The organism is Streptomyces sp. NPDC048269 (assembly GCF_040652395.1).
Taxonomy (GTDB): Bacteria; Actinomycetota; Actinomycetes; order Streptomycetales; family Streptomycetaceae; genus Streptomyces.
Genome location: NZ_JBEZLW010000081.1, coordinates 1 through 13,145, shown reverse-complemented (window position 1 = coordinate 13,145; position 13,145 = coordinate 1). Strand labels below are relative to the sequence as shown.

General features: G+C 71.1%; 9 protein-coding genes. 7 read left to right on the top strand and 2 right to left on the bottom strand.

The genetic code is table 11. From position 1 onward, the window contains the following. The first annotated feature begins 213 nt into the window (after positions 1-213). Together AB0D48_RS36200 and AB0D48_RS36195 are read left to right on the top strand one after the other, a co-directional pair. The gene (locus AB0D48_RS36200; protein WP_362407204.1) at positions 214-954 is read left to right on the top strand and encodes a methyltransferase domain-containing protein; all 741 of its coding nucleotides are present in this window, start codon (positions 214-216) and stop codon (positions 952-954) included. A 151-nt stretch (positions 955-1,105) separates the two neighbouring features. After that, positions 1,106-3,448 carry an Orn/Lys/Arg decarboxylase N-terminal domain-containing protein gene (locus AB0D48_RS36195; protein WP_362407201.1) on the top strand — a complete coding sequence of 781 codons (2,343 nt, stop codon included), beginning with the start codon at positions 1,106-1,108 and terminating at the stop codon, positions 3,446-3,448. 179 nt (positions 3,449-3,627) lie between these two features. On the opposite strand, the gene AB0D48_RS36190 is transcribed toward AB0D48_RS36195, so the two are convergent. After that, positions 3,628-4,179 (bottom strand): GNAT family protein, encoded by a 552-nt coding sequence (locus AB0D48_RS36190; protein WP_362407198.1) that lies wholly within the window; start codon positions 4,177-4,179, stop codon positions 3,628-3,630. A 510-nt stretch (positions 4,180-4,689) separates the two neighbouring features. Between AB0D48_RS36190 and AB0D48_RS36185 the strand changes: the two genes are divergently transcribed. The 4 genes from AB0D48_RS36185 to AB0D48_RS36170 all read left to right on the top strand — a co-directional run bounded on the left by AB0D48_RS36185 (position 4,690) and on the right by AB0D48_RS36170 (position 11,567). Further along, positions 4,690-5,241, top strand: coding sequence for a hypothetical protein (locus AB0D48_RS36185; protein ID WP_362407195.1), 552 nt, complete (start codon positions 4,690-4,692; stop codon positions 5,239-5,241). 8 nt (positions 5,242-5,249) lie between these two features. Next, entirely contained in the window at positions 5,250-7,535 is a 2,286-nt protein-coding gene (locus AB0D48_RS36180) for a M48 family metalloprotease (RefSeq protein ID WP_362407192.1), read from the top strand. 300 nt (positions 7,536-7,835) lie between these two features. Further along, a complete protein-coding gene (locus AB0D48_RS36175) occupies positions 7,836-10,814 on the top strand; it encodes an AAA family ATPase (RefSeq protein WP_362407189.1) in 2,979 nt (992 codons plus the stop codon). A 168-nt stretch (positions 10,815-10,982) separates the two neighbouring features. Next, the gene (locus AB0D48_RS36170) at positions 10,983-11,567 is read left to right on the top strand and encodes an RICIN domain-containing protein (protein WP_362407186.1); all 585 of its coding nucleotides are present in this window, start codon (positions 10,983-10,985) and stop codon (positions 11,565-11,567) included. Between the two features lie 53 nt (positions 11,568-11,620). Here the strand turns inward: AB0D48_RS36170 and AB0D48_RS36165 are convergent, their stop codons facing one another. Then, a complete protein-coding gene (locus tag AB0D48_RS36165; RefSeq protein WP_362407183.1) occupies positions 11,621-12,142 on the bottom strand; it encodes a hypothetical protein in 522 nt (173 codons plus the stop codon). 279 nt (positions 12,143-12,421) lie between these two features. Between AB0D48_RS36165 and AB0D48_RS36160 the strand changes: the two genes are divergently transcribed. Further along, a complete protein-coding gene (locus tag AB0D48_RS36160) occupies positions 12,422-13,054 on the top strand; it encodes a hypothetical protein (RefSeq protein WP_362407180.1) in 633 nt (210 codons plus the stop codon). The last annotated feature ends 91 nt before the right edge of the window (positions 13,055-13,145 follow it).

Here is a 13,145-nt window from a genome sequence, read left to right as displayed (position 1 = left end):
GAAGCTCGGCAAGTGAGGGCTGACCGCCCCGCAGGCCCCCCGGGAACAGACCCCGGCGAGCCACCCGCCCCACCACACAGCAGACGCCGGAGAGGGGACCACCTCTCCGGCGTCTGCTGCCGTACGGGGCGGCGACTCCTCACGGCATCGAGGCGCACCGCGGCCCAGTTGTCGCTGCGGCAAGCGGACATCGCACGCGGCATACTGTTCGCCGTGGCGACTTATGACAGTATCGGCGCGACCTACAGTCACACGCGTCGGCCGGACCCCAGGATCGCTGTCGAGATCCGTAAGGCTCTTGGTGATGCTGCCACGGTGATCAACGTAGGAGCCGGCACCGGATCGTACGAACCACCCCGAACGGTACTGGCAGTTGAGCCGAGTTCCGTGATGATCGCCCAACGTCCGGCCGGATCTGCACCGGCCCTGCAGGCATGCGCAGAATCGATCCCTCTGGCAGATGACGCGGCGGACGCGGTGATGGCCCTCCTGACCGTGCACCACTGGGCCGACCTGGAAGCCGGCATGGGGGAACTTCTTCGGATCGCCCGGCGACGTGTCGTCGTCCTCACTTGGGACCAGGCCATCACTCGTAGGTTTTGGCTGCTGGAGGAGTACTTGCCGGAGGCAGCCGCGTTCGACGACACGAGGGCCATCGCGGTCGACCGGCTGGCTGCACTGCTGGGAGGCGCTCGCATCGAGACGCTGCCGATCCCGCATGACTGCACCGACGGATTCGGCGCCGCCTTCTGGCGCCGCCCCGAGGCATACCTCGATCCGCAGGTGCGGGCCGGAATTTCGATGCTCGCCCAGACCGGCGAGGAGCTCCTCCGCCCGGGCTTGGTACGGCTGTCCGACGACCTGTCTTCCGGCCTGTGGCACGAACGCCATGCGGACCTGCTCGGCCGCGAGACGCTTGACGTCGGCTATCGGCTCCTCATAGCCGACCTGTAGCGAGCAGGTGAGGCGGTCGTCCTTGCTGGACGTGGCGACCGGTCACGGGCCCTCGTACGGGTGAGTACGGACGGTTTCCGATGCGATCCACGGTGCTCGCACTCGACACTTGGCACTCGAGCGGCTTGGTGCGACGCAGGTGGAGAGTGTCATGGCGAACGGTAGTGTCCTGCTGGCATTGCGTGAGGACCCTTTGGGCCGGGGAGTCGGCGGTGACCAGCTGCGACGCATCGGCAAGGAGCTGGAGAACCGGGGGCTTGAGGTTCGGTGGGCGCGGACGGTGGAGGGGGCCTGCGCGGCGTTGAGCACCGAGGCCGGCCTGACCGCCGCAGTCGTGGCCTGGGACCTGCCGTCGGAGAGCGGCGAGGTGGCCGACGGTGAGGGCGCGGTGGTCCTGAGGCAGATCTCCCGCCGGTTCAAGGACCTGCCGGTCTTCGTCGTGATGTCCGAGGCGTCCGATCTCGGGCTGGACCGGCTGCCCCTGTGGGTGGCGGAGATCGCCGTCGGCTACATCTGGCCCCTGGAAGACACCCCGTCCTTCATCGCCGGCCGTGTCTTCAACGCGGCGCGTGTCTACGGTGACGCTGTCCTCCCGCCGTTCTTCAAGGCCCTGCGACGGTTCGACGACGCCCATGAATACTCCTGGCACACCCCCGCGCACGCAGGGGGAGTGGCGTTCTTGAAGTCACCTGTCGGCCGCGCGTTCTTCGACTACTACGGGGAGCGCCTCTTCCGCACCGATCTGTCGATCTCGGTGGAGGAGTTGGGTTCCCTCTTCGAGCACAGTGGCCCCATCGGGGACGCCGAACGCAACGCCGCCCGCATCTTCGGCGCCGACCGGACGTACTTCGTGCTGCACGGGAACTCCACCGCTGACCGCATGGTCGGTCACTACTGCGTCACCGCCGACGAGATCGCCCTGGTGGACCGCAACTGCCACAAGTCGGTCCTGCACGGGCTGGTGATCTCCGGTGCCCGCCCGGTCTACCTCGTCCCGACCCGCAACGGATACGGGCTGGCGGGCCCCCTTCCCGCGAGTGAGACGCTTCCCGCGGCGGTGACCGCTCGGATCGCCGCTCATCCCCTGACGCCAGGGGCGGTCTCACCCGAGGCCCAGTACGCGGTGATCACCAACTCGACCTATGACGGTCTGTGTTACGACACCGTGCAGACCGCGCGAGCCCTGGCACCCAGTACCCCCCGTCTCCACTTCGACGAAGCCTGGTTCGCCTACGCACGTTTCCACCCCCTCTACGCCGGCCGCTACGGCATGGCAGTCGGTCCCGACACCTTCGAAGACGACGAACGCCCCACCGTCTTCTCCACTCAGTCGACGCACAAGCTGCTGGCCGCCCTGTCACAGACAGCCATGGTGCACGTGAAGTCCTCACCCCGGGCGCCGGTCGAACACCACCGGTTCAACGAGGCGTTCATGATGCACGGCACCACCTCGGCCCTGTACCCGGCGGTCGCCTCGCTCGACGTGGCCGCAGCGATGATGGACGGGCCGCAGGGCGAGTGGCTGGTCAACGAGGCGGTCACCGAAGCCATCCGGTTCCGGCAAGCCATCGTCCGAACCGGACGCCGGATCGCGGCAGCCGGCGACCGGCTGCCGTGGTTCTTCGGCGTCTGGCAACCCGACACCGTTACCGACCCCGACAGCGGGACGTCCGTCCCGTTCGCCGACGCCTCTCCGGCGCTGCTGGCCGCCGACCCCCGGTGCTGGGAACTGGAGCCCGACGCGGATTGGCACGGATTCCCGGGGCTGAGCCGGGGACAGTGTCTGCTGGATCCCATCAAGGTGACGCTGACCTGCCCCGGCGTCGATGCGACGGGCCGGACTGACTCCTGGGGCATCCCTGCCCGGATCCTCACCGCGTACCTCGCCAGCCGGGGCATCGTCGTGGAGAAGACCGATACCTACACCACGCTCATCCTGTTCTCCATGGGTATCACCAAGGGCAAATGGGGCACTTTGATGGACGCCCTCATGGACTTCAAGGCCCTCCATGACGCCGACACCCCCTTGCGGCAGGTACTGCCCCACCTGGTCGAGCGCTACCCCCATCGCTACAGCCGCACGACCTTGCGCGGTCTGTGCCAGGAGATGCACGAACACCTCACGCGTGCGGAACTGATCGATGCCCTGGACACCGCTTTCCAGCAGCTGCCCGAACCCGTCGTCCCTCCCCAGCTCTGCTACCGGCAGCTGATTCGGGGCGGCACCGAACACCTCCGTCTCGCCGAGGCCGCCGGCAGGGTGGCTGCCGCCATGGTCACCGTGACCCCGCCCGGGATTCCCGTCCTGATGCCCGGAGAGGCACTCGGCGCCCCCGACGGCCCGGTCCTGCGCTACCTCGGAGCCCTGGAGGCGTTCGATCGAGCCTTCCCCGGCTTCCACAGCGAAGCGCACGGAGTCTCCATCGACCCCGACACCGGCGACTACCTCATCGAATGCGTACGCCAGGAGATCCGGGCGGCGTGGCGATCGTGATGTCCGTACGCCGCCGGAGCCTGTCAAAGAGGCCTGGCCGGCGATCCGGCCGACGTTGCCCTCGGCCGGTCGCGTTGGCCGCCACGACCACCATGGTCGCCTCCGTGAGCCCGACGGCACGTCGGGCTCCCCGGGCCTTCCGCTTGCGGGAGGCTTCGGCCCTTGCGCCGCAAGGACGTTCAGCGTGCAGCGTCCGGCCATTCCTCGCGCAGCATCCCGAACAGCACGGTGTCGTAGCGCTTGCCCGCGACCAGCACGGCGGACCGGCGTCGGCCCTCCTCGCGGAAGCCCGCCTTCGTGAAGGCGCGGACCGCCCGCTCGTTGCCGCTCCAGGTGTCGAGCTCGATCCGGTGCAGCCCGAAGGCGTCGAACAGGTGTCCCACCAGGAGCTGCAGCGCATCGGAACCATGGCCATGGCCCCAGCGGTCGCGCTCGCCGATGGTGACACCGACCGTGGCCGTCCCGGCGAAGGGGTCCAGATCGCGGTAGTCCACCATGCCGATCACCGTGCCGTCGGCCAGATCCTCGACCGTGAACACGGCCGACTCCCTCGGGTTCAGCCGCAGCATCGTCTCGAACCCGAGCTCGACGGCCTCCGCCGTGACCGGGCCGAAGCAAGGGTTGCCGCCCGCGGCCCAGTGGAGCACCTCCGGATCGTTGCGCCACCGAACGTGGTGCCCCGCATCCTGTGCACGGAGCGCGCGAAGCCTTACCAACTTTCCTTCGATCATGTGCAGATCATAGGGGTCAGGCAATCGTCGGCGATCTTGAGACTGATGCCCTGCACGTCCCTCTCTCCGTGGACGGCAGTCACGTCACCCTGAGCGCGAGACCACCGTGTTCGACGCGGAAGCGCAGTAGCGGCGCCGCCGCCCTTCGCCTGGAGCGTGGCGCGGAGAGCCGAGTTGCAGCGGTGGCGCACGGGTCACGTGCCGTGGGCACGAAACCGTCCTCGCCGCACGCGGTTCACGGGCTCCGCAAACTTCCTCAGGCCGTGACGCACGACTCCTCGCGATGTGAACGGGAGGGCTAGGCGTGATGCGGGAACCAGCCACATAATCCTTCACATGAAGTGATGGCGTACATCGTTTGAGTGATCGAACTGCTGCTGATCACCGAGGCGGAGGGGCTGACGACCACCCATGGCGACGCAATCGACACCGGCGCCCACACCGCGCAGCCAAGCCCCCCACACCCTGTCCCGCGAACGCAGGCACCTCGCGCAGGAGTTGGCCCGGAACGTGGTGGCCGACCTGGCACAGCACGAGACGCGGCACTTCGAGAAACGTGTGCGCGCGCACTTCCGCGCCAGCTTGCCCTGGAGCGGATGGCGCCCGACTCGCTCCGATCCGCTGGGCCTGCCCGGTGAGTTGGTGACACCGGTCGTCCTGGCGGTGGCTACGGCACTGTTGGGCGCGGTGTCGACGGAGCTGGTGACCAGGATTTCGGAGCGGACCGCGCGCAGACTGGGCCGGCGCAGGCCGGTGCCGGCCCAGGACGCCCCCGATGTCGCTCCGGCTGGAGAAACTCCTTCTGCGGCGGCTTCGGCAGGGCCCACCGCCAGCGAGCTCGCGCAATGGCACGCCAGCACCCTGGCCGCCGCCCTCGGTTGCCACGTCGAAGAGGAGAAGGCCAGGCGCATCGCCGACGCCACACTCGCGGTATTCGTGCAGCACATGGTGGGGGCCCCTGGCCCCTCCGCTCAGGTATCCGACTCCGAGGCCACCGCTGCCGAGAACGGGCCGCCCTCATCCCCGCGCGAAGGCGACGGGCATCCGGTGGCCGACAGCTGACGAACGCCGTGTTCCTGCGCGCACTTCTGTTCTGGCTGACGCTCACCGTCGCGGCGGGCGCCATCGCCTTCCCGACCACCCCCGAGGAGTACACCAGGGCAGTCACCGTCTCCGGGGCCTGCGTTCTGCACGTCGCACAGTCAGAGGCGAAGCGGCTCGCTCCCACCGCCGCCACCCCGGAGCTCCTCAACTCCGAGATGGCCAAGGCCATCAGGGAGCGGTGCCCGGAACACCCCGTGGACCACCCGGAGTGGCGGGCGGGACTGGCCGTGGGGGTACTGGCCGTCGGGGGATTCCTGCTCTACTGGCTCCTGCCGTATCTCACCATCCTGCGTTACGGCCTCGAACGCGTGCGTTCAGGCGAGGCCGGTACGAACGCGGACGGCACGCCACGCCCTTGTCTCGACGCCGAGGTACGAAAGCTCGCGGCGGACGCGGGAGTCACCGTCCATGCCGTCCTGCTCAACGTCGTCGACACCTCCTCGAACGCCACCGCGTTCGGCCATTGCGGGCGGCGCTACGTCGAGCTGGCAAGCGGCATGGAGGCGCTGATCGCCCCCGGGGCGAAGTCCGGAAAGGAGTCGGCAGGAGCGCCCGAGCAGGCCGCCGACCGGGCAGTCTTCGATTCCGTGGTGCGCCACGAGCTCGGCCACATCCGCAACCGCGACCTCGTCGTCACCGCCGCCGTCACCGCACTGTGGTGGTCCTTCCTCACGGTCGTCGTGGCGGCCTTCGCCCTCTCCCTGACCGGGTACGTGGGTACGGGGGCCGGTCTGCGCCAGGAGTGCCTGCAGCTCGTACTGCTCACCTGCGTCGTCTACGCCGCACGCAACAGCTACCTGCACGCGCGTGAACTGCACGCCGACTCCTTCGCAGCCGACTGCCCCGCCGACAGTGGAGCGGGCGAAGAGGACGACGAAGGGCCCCGTCGGTCACTCGACATGTGGTTCCGCCGTTTGGGCGCCAACCGGCCCGAGAACGCGGGGGAAACCTCTGCTTGGCCGTTCGGTACCCACCCCACCCTCGCCCGCCGCAGAGCCGCGCTGGTCCACCCCGCTCTCGCGGACGAGGTCAGCGGATGGGAGGTGGTCCTGATCGGAGGCATTCTGGCGTTCGCCGTCAACCTTCTGCTCGGACACAGCTTCGATTTTCTGATGTTCGGGCTGAGGGCGGGGCTTGTGGACCCCTCCGAGGTGCAGACGCTCCGGCCGGTGTACACCTGGCCGGCGTTGCCGCTGCTCGCGGTCGCGGGTCTCGTCATCGGGCCGGGGGTGCGGTATTCGGTTCTCGCATGGGGCGGCCCGGACGCCCTCGGCCTACGCCTGGGCGCTCGCCTGGCCCGCCTCGCGGGCTGCTTCTGGGCAGGACTGTGCCTCGGCTGCCTGATCCGTCCCGGACCGCTCACCGACTCCGGCCGGCCCGGCGCCCCTCCCGACATGCTGTGGCAGTCCCTCACCGATTCGGCCGCGCTCGGCCTGGCCTCGGCCTCCGCCGTCACGCTCGGACTCTGCGCACTCCTGGCCCTCGGCTGCGAGTCGGTGGCGCTGCGCCGCGGTACCGCGGCCTTCCTCACCGGCACCTACGGTGCGCTCGTCACCATTGCCTGGTTTCCCACTGCGCTCCCCGCCCCGGCTGCGCCGTACCTCCGCCTGCTCGTGCTCGGGCCGGCCGGCGCGGGCGCCGTATGCCTCTGGCTGCGGCGGCGTGGTGCTCGGACGGGTCCCCCGCCCCGCCCGGTCCGCCCCGGCCACGGCCCGGGTGCCGTGACGCGGGCATCGTCCCCGATGCGCGGCATGCAGCGCCTGCTCTGCCATCTGACGACCCTCGGAACCACGGCCGGCGCCGTCTTCGCCGCCTACTGGCTGCTCACCTTCTCCGTACCGAGCCCACCTTTCGTCGTCGTCGAGTCGCTCGGGCTGATCCTCTACGTGTTCGGCATGGCGGGCGCCGCCCTGGCCCCGCACGACATCGTGTTCCGGCAGCGCGTGACCGCCGCTGCGAGGTGCCTGGCAGTCGCAGGGGTCCTGGCGGCCGTGCAGGTACTCGCCGACGACGTCCTGCCCCTGGTGGTGGTCCTGGTCCTGCTTGCCTCGGGGGCCGGCGCGGTCATCTGCTCGCAGACCACCGCGGCCGCCCTCTACGATCTGCGCCACAGGCATGGCCGCCGCACGGGCGGTCTGCACCGGCGGCAACGTGCCGGTACGGCGGACGCGGCAACCCTTCGGCCATCGGCCGTCGTGGACGATCCGGGCCGATCCCGTGACCTCAGGGCCGGCCGCCCACCGCTTCGATGAAGTGCCCGGAGCAACCGGGCCCGCGGGTCATCGGTAGCCGGAGACTCCCGCCGCGGTGCCGCGGAGGCGTCTGCCCGGTCCCGAACCGGACCGGTCGAACCAGTGTCCCGGATTTCGGATTCGGATTCGGTCAATCTGCTGCCGCATTGGCTGATATGGCCTGACTGATGCACTTTCAGGGAAATCTGACCGAAGATCATCCCACTTCCCGCGCTCCGTCCCTTCATGATTCCCTACGGGCGCCCACCGGGCCGTCACGGGCGGCGCGCAGCCGTCGGCAGCAATGTGGGAGGGCGGAAAGTGACACACGTACTGGTGGAACGCGACGACGTACTCCGGGCCGCGGCTGCCGCCCTGGCCCGGGCGCGCTCCGGGAGGGGAAGCTGGCTGATGCTGGCCGCGCCGCCCGGCCGGGGACGCACCGCCGTGCTCGACGCCGTCGTCCGCCGGGCGAGCGCCGACGACGGCATACGGGTGCTGTCGGTGCGCTGTGCACCCGAGGAGACGGCCTTCCCCTTCGCCCTCGTACGGCAGGTCTTCCCCACCGCCGACGGCATTCCCTTCAGCGACCTCGCCGCCGAGCAGGAGCAGCAGGTCTTCCACCGGCTGCTGGACCTGCTCTCCCGGACCGCGGCGGCCCGTCCCGTGCTGCTGGCCGTCGACGACCTGCACTGCGCGGATCCGGTGTCACGCCGCTGGACCGGGTACCTGGCGCGTCGGATCGCCGGGCTTCCGGTCCTCCTGCTGGCCACCGAATGCCGCGAGCACGCCGACGTCACCTGGCTGCCCCGGACCACAGGAGCGTGCCACCCGCTCCCCCCACTCGGCCCGGACACCGTCACACAGCTCGCGCGCGAGCGCGGGCTGGCCCCCGAGCGGCGTGCGATGTGCCGCGACGCGACCGGCGGCAACCCGGCCCTCGTACAGGCGCTCCTCGCCGACCTCGCCGACCTCCCCGACTCCCCAGCCACAGCGGCGGTCGCGGGGCCCGTTGCCCACGCCTCCCCGTCCGAGCCCTCCGGCCCAGGACCTGGTCGGCTCCCGCACCACCCGGACCTCGGCGGCGCTCCGCTCACCCGCTACCGCGACGCGCTCGCGCGCTGGATCCGGCACCGCGCCGACGACGAAACCCGCCACATCGGCCTCGCCCTCGCCACCACCGCCCAGTGTTCTCCCGCCACCGGTTCCGCCCTGCTCCAGGAGGCACTGACGCTGTGCCCCGCCCGTCACGCGGACGCGCCGAGCGCGCCGCGGCTGGCCCGGATGCTCTCCCACCCGGTTGCTCTGGAGGCCGTACTCGAAGCCGCCGATCCTGCCGAAGTGGCCGCCCTGCACACCCGTGCCGCCCGGCTGCTCCACGACCGCGGCGCTCCCGCCGCGACCGTCGCCGCCCGGTTGCTGCACCTGAACCGCCCGCGTGAGGCATGGATGGCCCGCTGCCTCGAGGACGCGGCCGACGAGGCCGTGCGGGCCGGGCACACCGAAGAAGCCGCCGCTCTGCTGCGCCACGCCCTGCGCGCGCAGCCGCCCCTGGCCCAGGACCGGCACGCTGACCTCACCCTGCGCCTGGGATCACTCGAGTTCCCGCACAGCGCCGAGGCGGGCATCCGCCGACTCCGCGCGGGCATCGACCTGCACCCCGACGGCCAGGAACGCGCCGCCGCCGCACCCGCCCTCGGCGCGGCCCTCGCCGCCAGCGGCCGTACGGACCGTGCGCTGAGCTTCCTGCACCGGGCGAGCAGCGGCACGGACGACGACGAGCTGGTGCACATCCTGCGGGCCGTCACCGCCCTCATCTCCTCGCACGACGCGGTCGCCTGGCGCAACGCCGTAGCGGGACTGCGCGCCCTCGTTCCCACGGCCCCGGCCACCGTCGAACCGCTGGTCTGCGCTCTGATCACCGAGTACGAGACCGGCGCCGGGCTGCTCTCCGCGGCCGAGGTCCTCGCCCGTATCCGGCCCCGGCTCGCTGCGGCACCGGTCCACCCGCTGCTGCGCACCGCATGGATGGGCAGCGCGGCCACCCTGCTGCAGTGGGCGGATCAGCTGCAGGACGCCCGGACCCTTGCCGAGCGGGGACTGCCCGTACCGCCCGCGGCGCCGGACCTGACCGACGTGGGACTGCAATGCCTGTTGAGCGCCCGGGCGGAAGCCGCACTCTGGGCCGGTGACTTCCGGCGTGTGATCGCGGAGAACACCCTCCTGGCGCACACCTGCACCGGACGCGGCATCCGCGCGCCCCACCTGGTCTCGATGGTGGCGCTCGCCCGGTACGAACTCGGGCAGCGCGACCAGGCCTGGCAGCTCCTCTCCGCACCCGACGTGACCACCGCGGACAGCTCTTGGGAGTGGAACGAACTGCGCTACGCACGCGCCCTGCTCCACAGCATCGAAGGGCGCTGGCAGGCCGCCCTCGACGATTACCTCGCCTGCGGTGCCGGCCAGAGCGCCCGCGACTTCGTCAGCCCCGTGGCCACACCGTGGCGCTCCGGCGCGGCCCTCGCTCTGGCCCGCCTCGGCCGGCCGGCCCGGGCCCGGGAGCTGGCGGAGGAGGAATTGCACCACGCTCGCCGCTGGGGAACCCCCCGTACGGTCGGCAGGGCGCTCCGGGCCCACGCCGCGGCCGTCGGCGGCCGACGGGGCCTGGACTCGCTCGTGGAGGCGGCCGCTCTGCTGGAGGGAGCACCAGCCCCGGTGGAACGCATCGAGACCCTGATCGACCTCGGCCGGGCACGCATCGAGGCGGGGCTCGGCCGCCGGGGTCGGGACGACCTGCGCGCTGCCGACGCCGAGGCGGCCCGCCTGCTGTCGCCGACGGGGGCCGACGACGGCCCGGACGACCGCCTCGGGCACAACTGCCTCGGGCACGACTGCCTCGACCGCGCCGGGCACGACCGCGCCGGGCACGACCGCCCCGGGTACGCCCCGGGCGACGGCGGCCGCGGGTACGGTCCGGGAGACGGCGGCCCCGACCCGGCCGCCCCGCCGACGGGCCGGCTCTTGCACGCGACGCGGGCAGCGCTGCGCGCCGCGAACACCCGCACCACGACACGGGCCCGCACCGGCCCGAGCGCACTGACCGGAGCGGAACGGCGGGTCGTCGACCTCGCCGCGCTGGGGCACACGAACGCGCAGATCGGCGAGGCGCTCCACCTGACCCGGCGCACCGTGGAGTCCCACCTCACCAGCGCCTACCGGAAGCTGAACGTGACCCGCCGCACCCAGCTCGCGGCCGGCCTGGCCGAAACGGACACCGCCGGGGGAGGGCCACCGGGCTGACCACGAGACCGAGGGGAACGCCGTGTTCGTGGTCTTCCACGATGTGCGCGGACACCGCCGCCGGACAGAGTGGGCACCGCGCCGGTCCGGCCCCCACGGTCCGGCGCCCCTCCGTCCGAACCGGCGCCGCCGCACCCGCAACGGGGCCGCGTACGAAAGGTACTGAGCATGATCCTCACGCTGCGCACGTCCGCCCGCTCGGCCCTGATCGCTTTGATCGCGGTCGCGGGGACGACCCTCCCCGCGACCGCCGCCGAGGCCCGTCCCGCTGCCGTTCCCACTGCGCAGACCGCCTCGGATCTGGGGGCCATGCTGGCCCCCAACGAGCTGTGGCAGCTGCGCAAGCGGGGCAGCCGCTACGAGATCGCCAACGTCCACAGCGGCATGTGTCTGAAGGTGAAGGGCGCCTCGAACGAGAGTCCGGTGGTGCAGGCCGAATGCGGCACCGCGAGCGAGCAGTTGTGGAAGTCGGAGGTCACCGACGGCGGTACGTTCATTCAGCTGCGCAACGCCAACTCCGGCAAGTGCATCGACATCTCCGGAGGTTCGGCGCGCAAGGGCGCCAAGATCGTCCAGTGGGACTGCAACGGCGGTCTGAACCAGAAGTGGTGGGATACCGACGGCATCGACGGCAACCCCGGCTACTGGATCAGCGGTACCACCCCGAGCGGTGCCCCCACCTGGATGTGCCTGGACATGCCCGGCGCCAGTACCACCTCCGGCACGCAGGCGGCCGTCTGGGAGTGCGTCTAGGCTCGCGATGCCCGCGCCTGCCCTGCCGGGGAGGGCAGGCCGCGGGCGCAGGGTCAGGCCCAGGGCTGGACGGCCGCTGCGCAGACTGCCCACAGGGGCAGGACCAGCAGCGCGGTGAACCCGTCGTGCTGGACGCGGGAGTACCACTGCCTGCCGCGTTCCGTCAGCCGTCCCCGGCGCAGCGCCGAGCGGGCGATCTCGTGGGCGGTCTCACGGGAGACGCACAGGGCGGCTGGGAACGCCGCGACCGTGACGGTGAGATATCCGGCCAGCTCCGTACGGGGCAGGAAGAGCCCGCCCACGAGCACGAGCGCGCAGATCACGAACCACGCGCCCGCCCGGAACCCGAGCAACGACATGGCCCGCACCCATACGGGCTCGGCCTTCGTGCCGATCCGCCCCGCGGGCGCGGCCGCGGTGGCGCGCATGACCACATCGGCTGTGGTGAGTTCCTGCCCGGCCTCCGCGCGGTCGCCCCGTTCCGCAGCCAGGAGGAACACGAGGGTGATCGTACGGTCGGCCCACTGGAAGGGGCTCTTCGACGGGAGTGCGCGCCCCGATTGTTCCGAAGGCATGCCCGCTCCTCTCGTTGTCCGCGCGGCGTCGCAGTGACGGACACCATCCTCGCCTCCATTGAGCCGAGTATCCGACCGTCTGGCAGGTGGAGGCCGGGCCACGCCATCAGGACGCAGCGCAGCGCTGGATCTCCGCCGGCCTGTCCGAGTTCCTCGCCCTCCCCGACGGAACCGCACCCCTCACACAGGACCGACGCCCCGATGATCACGAAAGATCGCACGTGAGGGAGAATCGGATTGCCGGACACGCCGGCCCGACGACGAACAGGAGCAGGCCCGTTGACCGATGAGGGGCGTGTACAAGCCCAGGAGTTCCTGCAACCGGGGGAACGGCTCATCGCCTGGTGCTCCTTCGAACTCGGTCCGGGTGTGCCGACTCCTCCCGAGTCGCTGCTCGACCTGCCGGAGCCGTCCGCCCTCCAGCGGCGGATCGAGGAGAGGTTGCCCGGGCCGCTGAGGCAGCTGGTCAAGGCTCGCGTGCTCGACCCCCGCCGGTCGAAGCCGGCTGCCGCGGCGGGGGCGATCGACCGGATGCCGGACGCAGTGGACGATCTCGGCACCCGGTTGATGCACGGCAAGAGCATGGAGGGCGGCTGGCAGAGCGCGGCCGGGCACTTCGTGATCGGCCGAGCCAACGCAGGCGGCTCGGTCACGGGCGTACTGGCCGTCACGGCCAGACGCTGGTTCGGCCTGAGCGACGTCTCGCAGCTGTGGCAGATGACACCCGTGATGAAGCAGTACTGGGAAGCACCCCGGTCGGCCGTCGCCGCCTTGCGCGCCAACCCGACGGGCGTGCTCCAGAAGGGGCGCATGGACATCGAGTTCGTGGACGGTTCCTGGGTTGCCCTCGTCGCCTCGGTACCCCGTGACGCGGCAGGCTTCGCCGCGGCTGCTGCGCGCTACTCGGGCTAGTACTGCAACGGTTTTTGCTGTGATGGTTTGTTGGCTTCTGGTGGTGTGTGGCCGCGTCGTTTGTAGTGGCTGGTGCGGGCTTGGTGTTGTC

What these genes read in the sequence shown, in the direction of transcription:
- AB0D48_RS36165 (WP_362407183.1), bottom strand. Translation starts at nt 12,142, where the DNA reads ATGCCTTCGGAACAATCGGGGCGCGCACTCCCGTCGAAGAGCCCCTTC.
- AB0D48_RS36195 (WP_362407201.1), top strand. Translation starts at nt 1,106, where the DNA reads ATGGCGAACGGTAGTGTCCTGCTGGCATTGCGTGAGGACCCTTTGGGC.
- AB0D48_RS36190 (WP_362407198.1), bottom strand. Translation starts at nt 4,179, where the DNA reads ATGATCGAAGGAAAGTTGGTAAGGCTTCGCGCGCTCCGTGCACAGGAT.
- AB0D48_RS36170 (WP_362407186.1), top strand. Translation starts at nt 10,983, where the DNA reads ATGATCCTCACGCTGCGCACGTCCGCCCGCTCGGCCCTGATCGCTTTG.